The 19159-nt window shown below is 48.3% G+C and carries 24 protein-coding genes; 1 reads left to right on the top strand and 23 read right to left on the bottom strand.

The window, feature by feature from the left end:
- Positions 1-31: 31 nt before the first annotated feature.
- The 11 genes from panD to JZI27_RS02860 all read right to left on the bottom strand — a co-directional run bounded on the left by panD (position 32) and on the right by JZI27_RS02860 (position 8497).
- Entirely contained in the window at positions 32-415 is a 384-nt protein-coding gene (gene panD, locus JZI27_RS02910) for an aspartate 1-decarboxylase (protein ID WP_057134039.1), read from the bottom strand.
- 39 nt (positions 416-454) lie between these two features.
- Entirely contained in the window at positions 455-1315 is an 861-nt protein-coding gene (gene panC / locus JZI27_RS02905) for a pantoate--beta-alanine ligase (RefSeq protein ID WP_057134037.1), read from the bottom strand.
- Complete coding sequence (panB, locus tag JZI27_RS02900; RefSeq protein ID WP_280206731.1) at positions 1312-2175, bottom strand: 3-methyl-2-oxobutanoate hydroxymethyltransferase; 864 nt, start codon at positions 2173-2175, stop codon at positions 1312-1314. Before panB ends, panC begins: the two co-directional genes overlap by 4 nt.
- A gap of 265 nt (positions 2176-2440) precedes the next feature.
- Positions 2441-3424 (bottom strand): biotin--[acetyl-CoA-carboxylase] ligase, encoded by a 984-nt coding sequence (locus JZI27_RS02895; protein WP_057134033.1) that lies wholly within the window; start codon positions 3422-3424, stop codon positions 2441-2443.
- Positions 3414-4637 carry a CCA tRNA nucleotidyltransferase gene (locus JZI27_RS02890; protein ID WP_280206729.1) on the bottom strand — a complete coding sequence of 408 codons (1224 nt, stop codon included), beginning with the start codon at positions 4635-4637 and terminating at the stop codon, positions 3414-3416. Before JZI27_RS02890 ends, JZI27_RS02895 begins: the two co-directional genes overlap by 11 nt.
- A gap of 129 nt (positions 4638-4766) precedes the next feature.
- Positions 4767-5900, bottom strand: coding sequence for an N-acetyl-alpha-D-glucosaminyl L-malate synthase BshA (bshA, locus tag JZI27_RS02885; RefSeq protein ID WP_057134028.1), 1134 nt, complete (start codon positions 5898-5900; stop codon positions 4767-4769).
- 19 nt (positions 5901-5919) lie between these two features.
- Positions 5920-6615, bottom strand: coding sequence for a bacillithiol biosynthesis deacetylase BshB1 (gene bshB1 / locus JZI27_RS02880; protein WP_122908284.1), 696 nt, complete (start codon positions 6613-6615; stop codon positions 5920-5922).
- Positions 6612-7022: a methylglyoxal synthase gene (locus tag JZI27_RS02875; RefSeq protein ID WP_057134022.1), complete on the bottom strand. Its 411-nt coding sequence runs from the start codon at positions 7020-7022 to the stop codon at positions 6612-6614. The genes bshB1 and JZI27_RS02875 overlap by 4 nt, the downstream gene beginning before the upstream one ends.
- Positions 7023-7204: 182 nt before the next feature.
- Complete coding sequence (dapB, locus tag JZI27_RS02870; RefSeq protein WP_251242850.1) at positions 7205-7957, bottom strand: 4-hydroxy-tetrahydrodipicolinate reductase; 753 nt, start codon at positions 7955-7957, stop codon at positions 7205-7207.
- The gene (locus JZI27_RS02865) at positions 7957-8277 is read right to left on the bottom strand and encodes a nucleotide pyrophosphohydrolase (RefSeq protein ID WP_057134062.1); all 321 of its coding nucleotides are present in this window, start codon (positions 8275-8277) and stop codon (positions 7957-7959) included. Before JZI27_RS02865 ends, dapB begins: the two co-directional genes overlap by 1 nt.
- Positions 8278-8335: 58 nt before the next feature.
- Positions 8336-8497, bottom strand: a complete 162-nt coding sequence (locus JZI27_RS02860) for a hypothetical protein (RefSeq protein WP_183184883.1) — start codon at positions 8495-8497, stop codon at positions 8336-8338.
- A 64-nt stretch (positions 8498-8561) separates the two neighbouring features.
- Here JZI27_RS02860 and JZI27_RS02855 point away from each other — a divergent pair, with 64 nt between their 5' ends.
- Positions 8562-9419, top strand: a complete 858-nt coding sequence (locus JZI27_RS02855) for a YitT family protein (protein WP_122908286.1) — start codon at positions 8562-8564, stop codon at positions 9417-9419.
- Between the two features lie 60 nt (positions 9420-9479).
- Here the strand turns inward: JZI27_RS02855 and JZI27_RS02850 are convergent, their stop codons facing one another.
- The 12 genes from JZI27_RS02850 to JZI27_RS02795 all read right to left on the bottom strand — a co-directional run bounded on the left by JZI27_RS02850 (position 9480) and on the right by JZI27_RS02795 (position 18891).
- Positions 9480-10295 (bottom strand): sporulation protein YpjB, encoded by an 816-nt coding sequence (locus tag JZI27_RS02850; RefSeq protein WP_122908287.1) that lies wholly within the window; start codon positions 10293-10295, stop codon positions 9480-9482.
- Between the two features lie 49 nt (positions 10296-10344).
- Positions 10345-10944, bottom strand: coding sequence for a DUF1405 domain-containing protein (locus tag JZI27_RS02845; protein ID WP_122908288.1), 600 nt, complete (start codon positions 10942-10944; stop codon positions 10345-10347).
- A 74-nt stretch (positions 10945-11018) separates the two neighbouring features.
- The gene (locus tag JZI27_RS02840) at positions 11019-11813 is read right to left on the bottom strand and encodes a menaquinol-cytochrome c reductase cytochrome b/c subunit (RefSeq protein WP_122908289.1); all 795 of its coding nucleotides are present in this window, start codon (positions 11811-11813) and stop codon (positions 11019-11021) included.
- 13 nt (positions 11814-11826) lie between these two features.
- The gene (gene qcrB / locus JZI27_RS02835; protein ID WP_122908290.1) at positions 11827-12498 is read right to left on the bottom strand and encodes a menaquinol-cytochrome c reductase cytochrome b subunit; all 672 of its coding nucleotides are present in this window, start codon (positions 12496-12498) and stop codon (positions 11827-11829) included.
- Between the two features lies 1 nt (position 12499).
- Positions 12500-13018 (bottom strand): Rieske (2Fe-2S) protein, encoded by a 519-nt coding sequence (locus JZI27_RS02830; RefSeq protein WP_122908291.1) that lies wholly within the window; start codon positions 13016-13018, stop codon positions 12500-12502.
- 218 nt (positions 13019-13236) lie between these two features.
- Positions 13237-13659, bottom strand: a complete 423-nt coding sequence (locus tag JZI27_RS02825; RefSeq protein ID WP_122908292.1) for a DUF2487 family protein — start codon at positions 13657-13659, stop codon at positions 13237-13239.
- Between the two features lie 93 nt (positions 13660-13752).
- Positions 13753-13968: an IDEAL domain-containing protein gene (locus JZI27_RS02820; protein WP_122908293.1), complete on the bottom strand. Its 216-nt coding sequence runs from the start codon at positions 13966-13968 to the stop codon at positions 13753-13755.
- 114 nt (positions 13969-14082) lie between these two features.
- Positions 14083-15216, bottom strand: coding sequence for a hypothetical protein (locus JZI27_RS02815; RefSeq protein WP_122908294.1), 1134 nt, complete (start codon positions 15214-15216; stop codon positions 14083-14085).
- A 109-nt stretch (positions 15217-15325) separates the two neighbouring features.
- Positions 15326-16270: a tetratricopeptide repeat protein gene (locus tag JZI27_RS02810; RefSeq protein WP_122908295.1), complete on the bottom strand. Its 945-nt coding sequence runs from the start codon at positions 16268-16270 to the stop codon at positions 15326-15328.
- Positions 16271-16385: 115 nt separating this feature from the next.
- Positions 16386-17036 carry a zf-HC2 domain-containing protein gene (locus tag JZI27_RS02805; RefSeq protein WP_280206722.1) on the bottom strand — a complete coding sequence of 217 codons (651 nt, stop codon included), beginning with the start codon at positions 17034-17036 and terminating at the stop codon, positions 16386-16388.
- A complete protein-coding gene (locus JZI27_RS02800) occupies positions 17033-17623 on the bottom strand; it encodes an RNA polymerase sigma factor (RefSeq protein ID WP_122908297.1) in 591 nt (196 codons plus the stop codon). Before JZI27_RS02800 ends, JZI27_RS02805 begins: the two co-directional genes overlap by 4 nt.
- A 146-nt stretch (positions 17624-17769) precedes the next feature.
- The gene (locus tag JZI27_RS02795; RefSeq protein ID WP_280206719.1) at positions 17770-18891 is read right to left on the bottom strand and encodes an amidohydrolase family protein; all 1122 of its coding nucleotides are present in this window, start codon (positions 18889-18891) and stop codon (positions 17770-17772) included.
- Positions 18892-19159 lie beyond the last annotated feature (268 nt).

The following is a 19159-nucleotide window of genomic DNA, read 5'->3' as shown; positions in this document are numbered from 1 at the left end:
CAAGGAGGTGGGCTCTATGCAAAGCATCTACTTAAAGGATTGTGGCATGAACTTCCTCTGCAATCAGCTGCTTGATCTTATTGTTTTCGTCCATAATGGCGACTCGCGGTGTGTACGTACGTGCTTCTTCATCCGTCATCATCGCATAAGCGATAATAATGACGATGTCCCCTTCCTGTACCAAACGTGCTGCAGCTCCGTTCAGGCAAATCACGCCGCTTCCTGCAGCACCCTCGATTACATAGGTTTCCAGGCGAGCACCATTATTGTTATTGACGATCTGTACTTTTTCATTGGGCAGAATGTCCAACGCGTCCAACAGGTCCTTGTCAATTGTAATGCTGCCTACGTAGTTCAGATTGGCCTCGGTGACGGTAGCCCGGTGGATTTTTGCTTTCATCATGGTGCGAAACATTCGGTTTTCCTCCTCAGAGTAGGTCGAAAAATAGTGGATTTAGACGGTCTCAATCAGATTATCAATCAATCTCGTTTTTCCAAAGCGGACAGCGAGTGCTACGATGAAGGCTTCACCGTTTTTGAATTGCTCCAGCGTTGAGAGCTCCGGATAGCTCAAAATCTCTACGTAATCGATGGAGGCGAGAGGCATTTCGCTTATCATATTGATGATACGTGTGCGGACCTCAGCGGGAGAAGCTCCATCGCGAATCCAAGCTGCAGCTTCTCTCAAGGAACGGGACAAAACCAGTGCCTGTGTCCTTTCTTCCGCTGAAAGATAGACATTGCGAGAGCTCATCGCCAAGCCATCCGCTTCACGTATGATCGGGCAAGGAATGACTTGTACAGGGACGGACAGATCGTACGCCATTTGCGTCACGACTGCTACCTGCTGCGCATCCTTTTGGCCAAAAAAGGCAAAATCCGGCTGAACAATTTGAAAAAGTTTCATAACCACGGTAGAAACACCGTCGAAGTGACCGGGGCGCGAACGTCCACATAAGGGATTCGTTACGTTCGCCACGGAAATGTTGGTCAGGATCGGCTGGGGATACATCTCGCTTACAGTCGGTGTGAAAAGCAGATCTACTCCAGCTGAGCTAGCAAGCTCACGATCACGCTCCATATTACGCGGGTATTGCTCAAAATCCTCATTGGGCCCAAATTGCAGCGGATTGACAAAAATGCTCATGACGACCAGATCGCATTTTTCACGTGCTGCTTTTACAAGGCTAAGATGCCCTTCATGCAAATATCCCATGGTAGGCACGATGCCGATGCGTTGTCCTGCTCTCTTTGCTTCCGATATATGTTGTCGCATTTCTGCGATCGTGCTTACTTGCTGCAAGGTTTTGATCATCGTTTCGACACTCCTTCACCGTACAACTCTTGAATCGTCTCTTGATTCGCGTGAAACACATGCTCCGTAGCCGGGAACCTACGCCCTTCTACTTCCTCCATGTAGGATCGGACTGCAGCATGAATCTGCTCCCCTACGTCTGTATAACGTTTCACAAACTTGGGTGCAAGTTGTGAAGCGTACCCGACTAAATCATGGAATACGAGAACCTGGCCGTCGCACCTGACTCCTGCACCAATGCCAATGATAGGAATGTCCAATTTGCTGGCGATATGAGCCGCTACTTCTTCAGGGACACACTCCAGCACGATGGCGAAAGCACCAGCTTCCTGAAGAGCGTATGCGTCTTCCAAGAGCTTCTTCGCTGCTTCTATGTCGCGCCCTTGCACTTTGTACCCGCCCAACTGATGGACAGCCTGTGGAGTCAAGCCAATGTGACCTACTACCGGAATACCAGCCTGTACACAGCGTGTAACGATCGGGACAAGCTCACTGCCCCCTTCCATCTTCACAGCTTTTGCCAGGCCTTCCTGCATGAGTCTACCAGCGTTTTTCACCGCTTCTTCGACCGTTCCGTGGTAGCTGAGGAAGGGCAAATCAGCGACGACAAAAGAGGTTTTGGCTGCTCGGGTAACCGCTTTCGTATGGTGAATCATGTCTTCCATCGTCACAGGCACAGTAGAATCGTATCCGAGCACTACCATACCCAGTGAATCTCCGACCAAAATCATATCCACGCCTGCTTCCTCCACCAGTTTGGCGGTCGGATAATCATACGCAGTGATCATCGTGATCGGTTTCCCCTCTTCTTTTTTCTTGCGGATGAACGAGGTTGTTACCGGTTTGTTACGTTCTGCCATTCTTCAATCACCTTTCGTACGCGCAAAGGCCTGAGGAGATCAGGAACGCAAAAAACCTTCTCGCGCCGAATACGGGAGAAGGTTGTCCATACAATAAGAGACTGCTTGCGTCTTCAAGGATTCCTTCTGTCTCGGTCCACACAGGCTCTGAGCAGATTTTTGTCCAAACACATATTGGTATAGCTATTCACTTCAGACTTGCTTTTTACTCCAGGAGTGCCGTTCACTGTGATACAGCCTCCACTTTTGGAGTATAACAGAAAATTTATTCATTTGCACGATAATTGACATCCGCAGAATACACTTTATGTACCAGTCCAGCCTCGTCCTCAACCAGAAGCACGCCCTCTTCGTCGAGACCGATTGCACGCCCTTCAAGCTTTTGCGAAATCGTCTGGAGCGTGACCAAGCGGCCAATTGTGTAGGAATACGCTTCCCACTCCGACTTGATCGGCTGGAAGCCCTCGAGCAGGAATTGCTCGTATGTCTCTTCAAAAATGCGGCAAAATTGCTGGATGAAACGAACACGCGAGATGGCTTGGCCCGATTCGATTCTCAGAGAAGTCCCTACCTGTGCCAGTTCTTCTGGAAAATCACTTTCTACACTATTTACATTCAGTCCAATCCCAATCACCAGATAATTCACCCGATCAGATTCTGCATTCAATTCGGTCAAGATTCCGCAGACCTTTTTGTCGCCGATGAAAATATCGTTCGGCCATTTGATCTTGACAGGCAAACCCGTTTCCTCACGGATGGTTCTCGCAACACAGACAGCCGTGAGAAGTGTCATTTGCGGTGTTTTGGGAAGCGGAATGGAAGGGCGGACGATGAGACTCATCCAAATTCCCGTTCCTTTTGGAGAGTGCCACGGCCTTCCCAGCCTGCCTTTTCCGCCAGTCTGCTGTTCAGCTAGTACCAGCGTTCCTTCTACCGCACCTTTTGCTGCCGCATCATGCGCTAGTGGCTGGGTCGAGACCACTTCATCATAGGCATACACGTGCTGACCAATTTTTTTCGTCCCTAATCCAGCGGTTATTTCCGCGGCAGATAATCGGTCTGGTGCCGTCAGGAGACGATAGCCCAGCTTGCGCACAGCCTCCACCTCATAGCCGTCTCGTCTCAGTTCCTCGATATGCTTCCATACCGCCGTACGGGAGCAGCCACAGGTTTGACTCAGCTCCTCTCCCGAAATAAAACGGTCAGGCTGGTCGTGGAACGCCTGCAGGATCACTTGCTTAATCTTCATCTAAAGCCACCTCTTTTTTTGCCGCAGCGATCAAGGCTTCTGGTGTGTTTGGTAATCCGTCATAAGCCGTTTGCTTTAACAGGCTCACCAAGACCCTTCCGATCCATTCTCCTTGCTTTTTTCCCAAGACAACGTACAGATCGCGTCCCGTCACGGCCAGTTCCTTTGTCGTCTTCACAGGCAATGCTTCATACACACTGTGAACGGCATCCTGAGCAAATCGTTCTTTTTGATTCCACCAGCATGCGAGCAGCAAGCTATTCAACTCTTGTGCGATTTCTTTACCTGTCTCCAACAAAATGGATTTCCACTCTACTTCATGAGGAGCATCCCACTGAGGCTGAACACGGTATAGCCAATCTACCAGGAGTTCGATCCTTTCACTGTCTCGTTTGGAAAACCGGAGAATTTTACATACTGCCTTGACCGCATCTGTTGAAAGACGCGCAGCGAACAACAGCAGCGTCCATTTTTGCGGTAGACTCGATAGATGTCTCAGACGCCAGGTGTGCTTTTTTGACTGTTCAAAGAGCTGCTCAAGCAAAGGGGAATAGGCAAATAGCTTTGCTTCACAAAGCCACTCGCACCCCTTTTCTGGTGACTGGCTCTCCAGCATTTTGTTCAGTTCCTCGCGCACTCTTTCTACCGCGATACGATCGAGCAGCGGTGCTGTCTGTTTCATGGCTGCCATCGTCCTGGTCTCTATTGAAAAATCAAGCTGGGCTGCAAACCTCACTGCACGCAGCAAGCGCAGTGCATCCTCCTGAAACCGTTCTGCAGGATTTCCAACCGCGCGTATGAGCTTCCGTGATAAATCTTCTCGCCCGGCAAACGGGTCTTGCAGGTTTTGATGCCGATCCATCGCCATTGCATTGATCGTGAAATCCCGCCGTTCCAAATCCAGTCGCAAATCTGAGACGAATTGGACAGTGCTGGGGCGGCGATAATCCTCATACTTTCCTTCTGTACGGTATGTAGTCACTTCAAATAGGAAACCGCCCTGCTTGACGGAAACAGTCCCGTGCTTGAGTCCAGTAGGTACATGGTCCGGAAAGAGAGAGATGACGTCGCCGGGATGGGCATTCGTACATATATCTATATCATGTACGGATCTACCCAGCAGCCAATCGCGGACGCATCCACCGACAAAAAAAGCTTCATAGCCGTTCTCTTCCAGTTTCTGCAGGATCCGTACCGCCTGATCATATCCCACGTAACTTCCCCCTGTTCCCGTTGCAACCACCTTACTCAATAAGGAGGCTTTATTCATGAGAATGCTCTATGGTTTCTTTATCCTCTTATCCAAGCTTCATCAGCTCGCAAAAGAGGCTCTTCATCGTCCCTAATTGCTTGTTTGTCCGATACCCAGCAGCTGCTCGTACAGCGCTTCATACTGCGAGGCAATCTTTTCATGGCAAAACGTTTGATTGGAACGATCAATGCTGTTTCTGGACAATTCCTGGTACAGCTTTTCATCTTTCAGCAGGCGAATGGTTGCTTGTGCCATCCCCTCAACGTCACCAATAGGGCGCAAATACCCGCATACACCATCCAGTACAACTTCAGGCAGACCACCAGCATCCGAGGTCACAGCAGGTACGCCGCATGCCATCGCTTCGAGGGCGACAAGCCCAAAGCTTTCTTTTGCAGAGGGCAGCAGCATTACATCAGCGAGAGATAAGACTTCCGCTACATCCTCCTGCTTGCCGAGGAAGCAAACATCATTTGTGAGGTCCCGCTCCGCTATCATCTTGCGCACGAGTCCCATTTCAGGTCCTTCTCCGATCAGAATCAGCTTGGATGGCACTTCTTTACGAACCTCGGAAAAGATGCGAATCACATCCGGCACCCGTTTTACAGGTCGGAAGTTGGAGATGTGCATGAGGATTTTCTCACCGTTTTTGGCAAATTTCTTTTTCAACGCTCCAACATCTTTTGGATAATAACGTCGCTTATCCACAAAATTGTAGACGGGAATGATTTCATTTTCTACATGCAAAAGCTCCCGAGTCTGACGGATCAGATCGCTCGATACAGCTGTCACCATATCACTTCGCTCAATTCCAAAGCGAATCATGTCACTCAGGTTGGAGTCATAGCCAAGTACGGTAATATCCGTTCCATGCAGCGTTGTCATGATCTTCAGATGATCCCCGACCATCTGCTTGGCGAGGAATGCACACAGAGCATGTGGGACAGCGTAGTGAACATGGAGCAAATCCAGCTTTTCGTTCTTCGCCACCTGAGCCATACGGTTGGCCAATGTCAGATCGTAAGGCGGATATTTGAACACATCGTAATGATTGACTTCTACTTCATGATAAAAAATATTTGGATGAAAGGCACCCAGGCGAAATGGCATTCCCGATGTTATAAAATGCACCCGGTGTCCGCGTTCCGCCAACAGCTTGCCTAATTCTGTCGCTACGACGCCTGATCCACCCAATGACGGATAGCAGGTAATCCCGATGTTCATACCAGGAGGTCACTCCTTCTTACAGATTCGGCAATACATACGGCGTTGCACTCATAAAGCCTTCTGCATAGCGCACACCAGCCTGCTGACCAAACAGCCGCTCACGGTACTCCACCATCTCCAGATAACCGTTTGTCAGAGGCGTATCCACGCTCTCCGCTTCCAGTTCAAACTGACTGCGATAGCAACGAAGAACGTCCAATTTCTCAGGGTAGACAGCAGTCACATCGACGACGACCTGTGGGGTTACAGTCGAGTTGATGAAGTAATAAAGCAGTTGTGCGGGGCGATAGGCAACAAGTGTCTCGCTCGGCTGATACTTGCGAATGCCGGACGAGAAGACAGCCTCACGTACGATACGGCTGACACTCTCGTGATCAGGATGCCGGTCTTGGAAGTAGGGAGCGAGGACAACCCGAGGACGGGTCTGACGAATCAATTCTACTACTCGTCTGATCGCTTCCTCCCTTACAGACTCCAAGCCACGATCCGGGAGGCCAAAATTGTATCTAGCACAGACGCCCAGCAGGCGATCAGCTTCGGCCGCCTCCTGTTGTCTGCGCTCTACATTTCCATTGGAAGATAACTCTGCATAGGTAAGATCCAAAATCCCTACTCGTTGTCCTTGCTTGGCTGCGAGGAGCAAACTACCTGATGCTCCTATTTCTACGTCATCAGGGTGTGCCCCGATTGCCAAAATATCGAGAGAATTCATCGCTCATTCTCCTCATGCACGATTTCTCGCCAGTCCAGTTCTCCCCGCTCCAGCGCCCTGAGCAAAATCTCTGCTGTACCCAGATTGGTCGCGAATGGAATTTTGTGAACATCACACAGGCGCAGCAATGCGATAATATCCGGTTCGTGTGGCTGTGCAGTCAGCGGGTCCCTCAGGAAGATAATGAGATCCATCTCATTTTGGGCAATCATCGCACCGATTTGCTGATCTCCCCCCAAAGGACCTGACAAACACCGCTTCAGTGTTAAAGAGGTTGCATCCATGATCCGTTGTCCTGTCGTACCCGTGGCAAACAATTCATGCTCTGAAAGGATCGCTTCATAAGCAAGGGCAAGTTGGACAATCTCTTCTTTCATTCGGTCGTGGGCGATTAGAGCAATTTTCACACAAACCTCTCCCTTTTTTTACTTCGCACAAGCTGTTAAGAAAACTCTATCGAGGCTTACGACCGCGTTTTAGCGGAAAGTTTTACAGAGGTAATGCCAGATGCGGACGCTGAGGCACCTTGTCATGCGCTCCGGAATTCATAAGCTTGAAGCTTATAAATTCCTACATGTTAAACAAATGTTTAATCAATCAAATGTTCCAACCCATAAATAAAGCCATTCATATTCATGACAGCTTTAATCGCCATGTTCACTCCTGGCATAAAAGACTCCCGGTTGATCGAGTCGTGTCGAATCGAAAGTGTTTGACCGGTCGCCCCAAACAATACTTCCTGATGGGCTACCATACCTGGCAAGCGGACACTATGAATACGGAAGCCTTGGTATTCAGCGCCACGTGCTCCAGGAATCGTCTCCTTTTCTTCCGGATGGCCTTGCTTGTATTCCTCACGCACAGCAGTGATCATTTCCGCCGTTTTTAACGCTGTACCACTCGGAGCATCCAGCTTGCGATCGTGATGCAGTTCGATAATTTCCACGTGAGGCATGTACTTGGCCGCCATCGCAGCAAATTTCATGCATAAAATGGCCCCGATCGCAAAGTTGGGTGCTACGATGCAGCCCAGCTCTGCTTCTTCAAAGCGTTTGGTCATTTCCTGAATCTGCTCGGGTGTTAAGCCCGTTGTTCCAACGACAGGTCGAACGCCGTTTTGCAAACAAATCTCCAGGTGTCGGTATACACTGTGCGGAGTTGTAAAGTCGACGAGCACGTCTGGTCTCATCTCTTCCATTCTGGCACGAACAGCAGCGTCATCGCCTCTTGTATCCATTGCCCCTGTATATACTAATTGCTCATCTTGCCCGAGCATGTTTACTACTTCTTGTCCCATGCGACCATTCGCACCTGCTACTGCTACTCGAATCTGCTTGTCCATTACTCCGTCTCCTCTATTCTCGTCCAGCGATCTTTATCTCTCGTGTTGAATTTGTGCATGATACGATCAAAAGCTTCCTGCATATCGATACCAAGGGAGTTGGCGAAGCACAGGACAATAAAAAATACGTCACCAAGCTCTTCTTCCACCGTCTTTTCGCCTTCGTCTGTTTTCTTGGGCTTTTCCCCGTAGAAATGATTGATCTCCCTCGCCAATTCGCCTACCTCTTCGGTCATGCGGGCCATCATGGCCAGTGGAGAAAAATAACCTTCTTTAAACTGCGATATGTATTGGTCCACTTCCTGTTGAATCTCCTGCATGGTTTTCTTTTTCTGTTCCACTCGGGCCACTCCTCTTTTACCTTTTACGTCCTTTCACTTATCGTAACTGAAAAGCCCTGGTTTGCCAAATCTGAAAAATCGCTTTTTCGACAGATGCTGCACTTCCACGAACTTCATCGCTCAACACGGTTTTCTCATTGCTGCTGACTTTAACTTTATTTTCCTGCTTTGTTATCATATAATGACTCTCGACGATCACTTGCCCGCCCCTCCCCTCTTTCAGACATATTCACGCTCTGGCTGCGGGCAAACAGGAGGACAAAATGAAATTACGTTTAGACAGCATCATCGCCATTATTGTAGGATCTGCAATTATGGGATTTGGCATCAACTCCTTTAATATTCCTAATCATTTGGCTGAGGGCGGTATTACAGGGATCAGCATTTTGATCAAGCTGCTTTTTCCTGCAATTGATCAAGGGATTGTCTTTTTTGTACTCAACATCCCACTGTTCTTCCTTGGTTGGAAGATTCTCGGCCGTACATCATTCATCTACACAATCTTAGGAACGGTGTCTCTTTCCGTGTTTCTCTCCTTGTTTGAAAATACACTCCCCCTTCCGATGGAAGACAGGCTGCTCGCTTCGCTTTACGCTGGTGTGGCTGTAGGCGTGGGGCTAGGTATCATCTTTCGCTACGGAGGCACAACCGGTGGCGTCGACATTATCGCCCGATTGCTGCAAAAATATTGGGGAGTAAGTATGGGGCGAACCCTTTTTTTAGGGGATATCCTCGTTATTGGCGCCTCTCTGATATACCTCAATCTCGAAAGCGCCATGTACACCCTGGTTGTTGTCTTTATCGCAGCACGTGTCATCGACTTTTTCCAAGACGGTGCGTATGCGGGCAAAGCTTTGACCATTATTTCCGATAAAGCGGAAGAGATTTCGAAACAAATTCTGGAGTTCGGCCGGGGAGTTACACTTCTGTCCGGGAAGGGCGCTTTTTCCGGAGCAGAAAAGCAAGTCGTGTATGTCGTGATCAGCCGTAACGAGGTCATGCGATTTAAAAATATCGTGCAAGAGATCGATCCGCATGCCTTTCTGATCGTCAACGACGTACACGAGGTGCTGGGAGAAGGCTTTACTCTCGACGAGAACAAAAAACCCATTCACGATTGATCCACGATCCGTATACAAACAAAAACCTTGCTCGATTAGGAGCAAGGTTTTTCATTTTGATTACGTCGAGCGAAATTCTCCTTCATACTTACGATAGGCCACATAGGAAAGAGCAACAATCACCGCTATAGAGATACTGGTTGTGATCAGCAAAGGTGAATCCGGTCTCATCATGAGACGTGTAAAGGTGCTTTTTTCTTCCCCAACAAACGCATCTTCCAGATCACTATTCAAATTGCGCAATGCTTCTCTGACCAATTGCCAATCCTTGTCGCCCTTTCGGATCTCTTTGGATATCATCTCATAGGTTGAGGTTATCCCGGTCATTTTCGCTTCCTCGAGTTGAATGCTCATCGCGGGCTTGATCGCCAAAAACAATCGATAGTTTTCTTCAAATTGCTCTCGAAACGCCTCAAAGTCCCGCTCCACGGCAGCTTGCTGCAGGTTTTGTACCTGCGTTATGAATGAAGGGTAATAGCTGCGCCACATGGGTTGTTGATCATTGGTCAATGCATCTATGGCGATGCGAACCCGGGTTGCATGCCAGAGTAGTTGCTGTTCATTCTCACTCGGGGAATGGATGCTTTGCTTGGCTGCGAGAATCGACTGCGTTACTGCGTTTAAGGTATCGATTCGTATGGGAATGGGCAAATGCTGATTAGGAAACCGAAGCGCAAGTAGGTCGATACGTTCCCTAGCACCCTCCAAATCCCCTTTTTTCACATTCGTAAGCAGTTGTTGTGCAATCTGATCCAAATCAGCCAATTGCTTCTCTTCCACCGGTTGAGCCAGCCGCGTGTACAGACTGTGGATGGGCCACGACAAAAAGATGCCAATCAACAGGAAAATGGATAGATAGCGGATGTTTTTCTTCAACGCAAAAAACCTCCTTTCCCTTGTAAAGATTATGGAAAGGAGGACAAGATTAGACCTTGTTTCTCGTGAACATCTGATTTGTAAACCAGATGACCCCTATGGAAATCAAACTCAGCAATACGGTGAACAGGCCAACGATTCCGGAATATGGGTCAAGAACAGCAGGTAGCCAAGGATGAATGTTCATGACGTAGTCAAGAAAGTCGTTGTTCAATGTCCACAGAGCTGCAATTCCAACTGGCAAAATACTCAGCTTGAAAAAACGTGCATACAAGACTGATTCAATAGCCATCCCTGCATGCGAGACGATCAGCATGATATCTGTCCATCTCACTTCATTTCCCATTATCCACCCAGCAAGGATGATACAAACTGCCCAAACTCCATATTTAAAATTGGTAATGCCCGCTAATGCTTCCAGAACAGGAATGTGGCGACCCAACAAATAAGTAAGCAGGACGAGCGTAAACAATCCACTACCGGTCGGACTATCTGGGACGAAGGGGCGCAAGTACACTGGGGTTTCTGCCAGTTGGTTACCATACCAGATGAATCCGTATATGGTACCCAGTAGGTTCACGACAAACAGCGTCCAAAGAAACCATCTTTTCCCCAAGGATTGCCTAAACCACTCCCATATCCAGACCATGATCATCGTCTCCCGCTGTATGCGCTGAAAGAAAAAGCTGACCGAACCTCAGCCAGCTTTTTTCTCTATATAGCTTATTTCAGGCTTGCCAGGTAATCAGCAAGTTTTTGGATTTCTGCATCATCCTTGATCATACCGCCTGGCATCGCAGGTGGTACGCCATTTTTGATGATGTCAGCGATTTGAGCTGCATCCAATTTGCTACCAATAGTCTGCAGGTTCGGCCCCATGCCGCCCTCCAAGTCCTTACCGTGGCAACCCATGCAGCTTTGTTGCGCTTTCCAAACAGCATCAGCCGTAAAGCTGGATTCTGCAGGAGCAGGTGCTTCAGCAGCAGGAGGTGTTCCAGGATCGGAACCAGCAGAGTTTTTGTGTTTCAGATGTTGAGCTTCGTCGTTTGCAGCCCATGTCAGATAAAAAATCCCCACGAGAGCGGTCAACATGAGACCAGTCGCAACCGGACGTTTGGATGGACGACGTTCTTTACCTGCATCCAACCAAGGAGCCAACATCAGGGCACCAAAAGCGATACCCGGAATTCCAAGAATACCGATGACGACCCAGTCCCCGGATGCCCATTTGTATTTCAGCAACTGGTACAAGAACAAGAAGTACCAGTCAGGCAATGGGAGGAACGAGGTGTCGTTCGGGTTTGCTTTGTCGGTCAATGGCGACGGATGAGATACGGTCAAGATCAAAAAACCGACCAAGCAAACTGCTGCAACCATCCACTCTTTCAACAGGAAATTCGGCCAGAATGGCTCTGTTTTTCCCGGAAAGTCGGAGTAGGATGGAGAAATGTTAGGGATGCGCTTCGCCGATACTCGGGAGTCTCCAACGAAGGTAGCATCTTTATCCTGTTTTGCCATGCTATTTCCTCCTTTATAGTGGACCCGAGATACCTTGAGAGCGAATCATCACAAAGTGAGCTGCCAACAGTCCGAACAGGCCAGCCGGCAAGAAGAATACGTGAATCGCGAAGAATCGTGTGAGGGTTTGCGCCCCTACGATCTCTCCACCTGTGAGCAACATTTTTGCATATGGACCAATCAACGGCACGGAGTCTGCAATCTGCAAACCTACCTTAGTCGCGAAGTATGCAGTGTTGTCCCAAGGGAGCAGGTAACCGGTGAAACCAAGACCAAGCATGACGAAGAAAATCAGTACGCCAACAACCCAGTTCAATTCACGCGGTTTTTTGTAAGCACCAGTAAAGAATACGCGCAGTGTGTGCAGGAACATCATGACGATAACCAAGCTGGCACCCCAGTGATGCATCGCACGAACGATGGAGCCGAAAGCTACTTCGTTTTGCAGGTATTTTACCGATTCGTAAGCGTTGATGATGTCTGGTACGTAGTACATCGTCAAGAACATACCCGACAGGATTTGAATAACGGTAATAAAGAACGTTAATCCACCAAAGCAGTAAACGAAAGCAGAAAAATGATGTGCAGGGTTCACGTGCTCAGGTACTTCGTGGTCGGCCAGGTCACGCCACATTGGAGTGATATTCAGGCGTTCATCGACCCAATCATACATTTTTTGCAACATCTTAACCACTCACCCCCGGACGAGGATTTGCTTTAACAGCGCCCAGATAAAGCTTTCCGTCTTTAATTTCTGTTTCGTACTCGTCTAGGGATGCAGTAGGCGGCGTACCCAGAATGTGTTCACCGTTAATTGCATAGCGGCCCATGTGGCATGGACAAAAGTACTCATTTGGAAAATCAGGGCCTGTGTTCCAGTCAACCGTACAGCCTAAATGCTTGCATATTGGGGAGAGAGCCAGAATCGAACCGTCATCCATTTTACGAACCCATGCAGACAGTGTGGTTTCTGATTCATACCAACCGTCCTTGGTATGTACCTTAAACTCGACGCGCTTTGGTTCAGCTCCGAATTCGTCCGGACTGCCAACAGCAACTTTATCTCCACCGGTATGTCCCTGGAGCAGTGGATCTACCGCAAAGCGAAGCATTGGGGTAATCATTCCTGCAGCAAGAAACCCGCCCGTTCCCATCAGTGCGTAGTTTAGAAATGTACGTCTGGAAATTTCGCGTTTATCGCCCATATCTTTTCCCTCCTTATCCTGTAAAATAGCGCAACGATGGCGTTTTCATACATATACACTAGGTCAATCCCAATCATAGCTAACGCCTATTCAGATGTCAAGATTGTCCAAAGGACATGATCGAAGTCTACCCAGATAAAAAAGAGATTGTTACCATTTTGTCAAAAATAGCACCTTGTCTTCTGCCTGTTTTCTAGTATGACCCAAATTCCTCCTCTCTATTGAGCCCGATTTTTCTGCCAATATCGAATAACCTCTTTGTACAGGACATCGACGGTTACTTCAAATCTGAGTGCCGAATCCAATTCTTCCTCCCCTACCGAAAGCAACAGCACATCTGCATGGCTGTCTGCCGGGCGAAAAGAGTCACTGCTAAAATGGAGCAACACTGCATGCGTAAATTCTTCTGGCACCTTTTGCACCAGGGGCTCGTCCGTGAAGTGATAATTCATAGGGAACAAAAGGACTCTCCCCTTCAATTTTTGCTCAATTCCGGCCGCAACATTCAATAAATAATTCATGCGCAGGACATGCTCCTGCACCGAAAAATGGGACCGGTACAAATAAAGAGGGAGTAGTGCGGTATCAACAAACTGCCGCAACTCCTCCCAATTTTCCAGTTCATTCGTATTCCATTGCATGGCCAAAGACTCCTCTGCTCGTAGATTATGGAAAATAGCGTACCATGAATCTGCGAAGACTGGCAATCTGCTGGAGTCGCTCTATTAGCCGAGTCATTTTTGCTCGTAAGCCATGATTTCCTTCAGTTCACCTGTAAGCTGCAAAAAAACTTCTTTATTCTTGGTAGCCAGCGCTTGGTCGATTTCTTTATACAGCTCACGCTTGCGATACATGCGCATCTGCTCGTCTATGACGATCTCGGACAACAGACCGGATACCATTTGATTGTTTGTTCCGTACGCGTTGGAATAGAAATTCAGCCACTCCATACCCATCCCTCACTTTTTTCAACTTGGTTCCGCCTTGCCATGTCGGCGGGTTTTCGTACCCTGTGGGCACCTTTACGCGAACAATGAGCCTACAAGATCAAGCATGCAATCTTGTTATCCATGCCTGTCACCCAATAAAATCGTGGTTTCGGTGAAACCGTTGTATTTACGAAGCCAGGTTTGGCTTGCATATGTAGCGGAGTAAAGCCAATTACCCTCCTGGTCTTGTCCGACTCGCAGCAAGCCCAGATGCACCATCATCTTGCATACGCGGTTCGTCAGCACCTGAAAGGAATCGTCATAGTAAAATTCTTTGACCCAGTCCAGCAGCGTCTGTGTCAGGGCCTGCTGGCTGACCCAACCGCCAGCCACTATCATCGGGATCAGCTGAACCAGCATGGGCAGATTCGGAATCGGCTTTTTGTACAGCCTGATCCAAAAACGAATAAGATCATGGTACAGCTGGTCTTCATACTGCTGCACCAACCGCTCTCTGCCAGCCTCGGTCAGCCCCACCTTCCCTCCTGATTCCTCAATCCACCCTTTGTAGTAGCAGAAGTCGTACAGCAAGGAAAAACGGTCAGGGTACAGATCGAAGTGCAGTCCGTAGCCGAAGCGCCACTTTTGCGGCAATAACGGCTCTTCCTTCACGTATAAGAATTGAAAAAGCTGTTGTTGATGACGTTTGTACATACCGCCCTCAGCAGTCAATGGTACTGGCTCCTGCTGGAGAAATTGTAAAAATTGCATGATATCATCGCAGAGCGCCGTTCCTTCATCCCGATACGCGTCGATCTCCACAAGATCTAGCATGCGATATTCCTTTCGCCAGTTTTCCAGCCACGCCTGCAAGTAAGGCTCCCTGATATCCACAGGTATCTGGTACTGTCCCACCGCTTTGCTTTTGATCGGATAAATCCAACCCCTTTTCATCGACGCTGCTACGTATCGCCGAGCTTCCTCTTGCTTTCTTTCCTTGATTCCATCCAGCGCCAATCCTGCCTTGGCGAGAAGGTCTTCCAAGGACATCACTGTTCGTCTGTCAAGAAAGAGCAGTAAAAGGAAATGGGTTTCTTCCTTGGTCAATTGGGAAACTTCCTGCGCGATTGTCAACCGATGTCGCAAACTGGACAACAGAGACGTAATGAGTTCATTTTTAGAATGAGGGTTGCATTCGCATCCGTAATGGTTGGCAATCTGATGGAGCTGCCGGATATCGGTATACACCAAGATCTCAGCCAAGTTCATCTGTGCATCCCTTCTTTACGATTGTCTGCGTTTAACCCTCATTCTTGCCAGATTACGGAAAAATAAACAGGAAGCCACCTGAGTGACTCCCTGTTTTTACGTGTAGCGCTTATTCTTCGTTCGTCTCTTCGTCCCATTGTTTGAGCAGATGCTGGTATTCCTTGGCTTCATCGTAGCGGCCAGCTTGTGTCAACAGCGCGATCAAGCGCTTGATATGATCTAGATCAAATCCGGACAAATCTACGTATTTTTGTAACGATTCGATGGCTTTTTCGCTTTTACCCAGCGACAGATAAATGTCTGCTGCCAGCGGGTAGGCGGCTACGTACTCTTCGTCCAATGCGTGCAGGCTGTTTACCAGCTCCATCGCTTCCTCCAGACGTCCGAGATGGAACGCCATTAAAGAGCTTCCATAGAGAACCTCTGCCGAGCGATCCAGCACCAGCGCTTGTCGAAATACTTGATAGGCCTGTTCGAACTGGCCATTTTGAGCCATTGACCGTCCTTTAGTCAAGAGCAGCTCCAAGCTCTCCTCGCCGGCTTGCTCCAATAGTCTCATGGCTTCCTCATCGTTTCCGATTCGGAAATGCAAATTGCCCAACGCTGCCAAAATGTCCTGATTATCCGGCTCTTTTTGACGTGCCTGCTCCAAATATTTGACGGCTACCTCATCCAAGTCCTGAAGTGCGTATAGATCCGCGAGAAGCAAATCCAGTTGGATGCTTTCCACTCCGGATTCCTTGCATTCGTACAGTAAATGCTGGGCCGTCTCAAAATCACCCGAATCCAATGCTATCTCAGCCAAGAGCATTTGACACTCTCTGCGCTTCGCAGGTTCCATATCCAGATTCTTCTGAAGGATATCAGACAGCAAGCTGGAGGCTTCATCAAGGTGACCGAGCTGATACCAGACCTCAGCCAGGTACATCATGACATCTGGTATGTCTTTGCCGTGTTCTTGCACTTTTTGCAGAGCTGTCAAGCCCAGCTCTACTTCGTCGTTCTCAATGCGCTTGATTGCTTCGTCTATGACGTAGAGCCATTTTTTCGGCATCCCATCTCACCTCATATGTATGGTCGGGTTGTTCCATATAGCAAACCTCAATACGAGGCTCCCGATACAAAAGACCGTCCGAGGACGGTCTTTTCATTACTTTGATCATATACCATTATACCCGAGTTAGCCAGCTCATTGTTAAGACAGTAATTAAAATACCAAAAACACTGAGGACGATGCTGTAATTCGGTTTGGCATAATCTTGATTGACTGGCTTTCCATCTAGAGGAACGATGGAAGCAGTCGCGTACTCCAATGACTCTTCCTGACTAGAAAATGGAGCATTCTCCACGACATAGGTGCCGTTATCATCTTGCATGGAAGAGGAAATCACTTGTGCTTTCGAAGAATCCATCGCCATTAGCTCGCCATCAATCATCAACGAATTGGCGTGCTCTGTCGAACTGGTATTCAAGTAAAGCGTAAACGTGAATAGCATCAATAAAATGGCAGCAGCACTTGCACCCATTCTTCTCATTTTCGCCGTTACGGTAAAGATTTTCCGACCAATCGGAATCGCCCATTTCTCCTCCGAGAGAATTCTGGCCATCACGGCGTCGACAATGGAGCGGGATGGTGTGACAGCGTGATACTCTTCCATATCAGCTTTCATCCACTCTCCGCTGTCTGACCACAATTCGTAATCCGAACGACAGGCATAGCACGTTGCCATATGGTTGTCAACGCGCCTCTGTGTCACTTCGGACAGCAGGTTCTCGGCGTATTCAGGCAGGATTTCCTGAACTTCTTCACATCTCATCATCGATTCATCCCTTCAGCTTCATCCAAATGAGGGTCCAGGATGTAGTTTTCCAACTGTCCTTTTATACTTTGCCGGGCACGGAACAACAACGATTTGACAGAGCTCACGGTCAGATCCAGAATCGTAGCAATTTCGCTGTAATCCATCTGTTCGTACTCTCGCAGGATCAAGGCAGAGCGCTGCTTTTCAGGCAGACTGTTGATTGCCTGTCGTACCATGCTTTCCCGCTCGTTGCGCAGCAGTACCTGTTCAGGCAGACCACCTGCAGAAGCCGTTGGAACCTGCAGCGTGTCCTCCAGATAAACGTCTGAGTTGCGACTTTTGCGCAGCTCACTCAGGACACTGTTGCGGGCAATCGTATAAAGCCAGGTGGAAAAAGTTGCTTCTACATCTCGGAAAGAATGAATGCTTTTATACGCCTTGTAAAACGTCTCCTGACAGATATCCTCTGCGATGTGCTCCAGATGGGCTTGACGTAATAAGTGTGTGACAAAGGAGAGGATCTTTTTTTCATATCGACGAATCAGTTCAGCATAGCATTCCAGATTACCTTCTTTAATCTCTCGGATAAGCTGGGAATCGGTCATGTTCAGGATTACCTCCTTGCGATTCCGATCCCTCAGCGACCTTTTGCCTAATTAGACCGCTGGGGAGCTAAAAAGTTGCGCTAACATAAGATCTTTTTCTAGACCTGCAGCAAGAATCCTTTACGAAAAAATCCCCTCATATGGGGCTAAATGACATAAGAATAGGGCTTGGTGCCACATAGACACCTACCCATGCCCACGCTTGGTATAAAAGTCATATCTCGATATATCCACTTACCGTTCGACATAACAGAAGTTGGAAGATCGATTTCACTAAATTTGAGAATAGTGGAAAGATCGTGCTTTGTCAACCAAATATCCTTTTTCAGGAAAAGGATATCTGCATCCGCCCCTGGAGCCAAAGTCCCCTTACGCGGGTAAAGCCCTACTGCCTTCGCTACGTTCCGGGATGCCAGCCGTACAAGCAAGCTCAGCATTTCCTCTCCTTTACACCATGGACGGCGATTGTCCACATGAATGTCCTGGATGGAAGCTGCGATCGGATAGTTCCCGTACCAATGCTGATACAAGGTTCGAAGTCCGCGCTCTGTCTGATCTCCTCCCAGCAAAAAGAGGTGATAGAAAAGATCTGCCTCATCCGATCCGCTAATCGGAAGATGGTGTTCCACCACTGTACGAACCTTCCAATATCGTGTTGTTTCCAGCCACCTGTTCCTGAATTCTTCCCGTTCATTCTTGCCGTTCAAGCCTTTCTTCGGCAGATGGAGATGTATCATCGCTCTATATGACGTGAGTACCTGTGAAATTGTTTCCCAGTCTATCGTGGAAATATCTCCCTTGTCACGAACCGTCAGATGGAAGGCCGTGTAGCCTTGCCTGCACCACTCCAAGACTTCACTCGGTGTAAAACGGGAGGTTTCCAAACCAATATGCCAGACATAATCGATCAAGCTGTTGTAATGACTGGATTGCAAGTAATTTACTTGCGACCGGTTCATCCATGCTTCTGGTGCAAGAATGTCAACAAAGCTTGTACAACCGGATTGCACCATTTTGCGCATCGCCTGCAAGTAGTGGACGCCTGTTATTCTCTGCAGCCCGGAACCGGGTGCAAGCGTGACGAATCCGGGCAACAAATACATGCCTGTCGCATCGATTTCTATCGGCATCTTTGCGTTACCTTTTTTCTTCAGGGTATCTCTCCCCCAGCGTTGGATCTTCCCATTCTCTACCCACAGATCCGTTTCCACCAGTCCAAGCGCTGTGACGACCGATCCTCCGCGAATGACCATCTCCTGCTCTTGCATGGCTCGTCCCTCCCCATTCAGAACCCGAGCTGCTTTTGTACAAGCATATGAACCGGAATGGGGAAAGATGAAAAGATCGTTCCGACGTTTTGGAACAAAAAAAGACCGCCGATGAAAACGCATTCATTCGACGGTAGCACGATATGTGCACTTTATATTGGATAGGAGTGGAGAGAAACCATACTGTATTTTTATAATAAACGGAATGTAAGCGCTTGTCAAATCATTTTTGCTAAAAAACGGTATACTTTGAAAGTTTTTTTACTGA

This window comes from Brevibacillus sp. AY1 (assembly GCF_029870785.1).
Classification (GTDB): Bacteria; Bacillota; Bacilli; order Brevibacillales; family Brevibacillaceae; genus Brevibacillus; species Brevibacillus invocatus.
The sequence above is the reverse complement of the archived record's forward strand: the minus strand, read 5'-3'. Positions and strand labels throughout refer to the sequence as shown.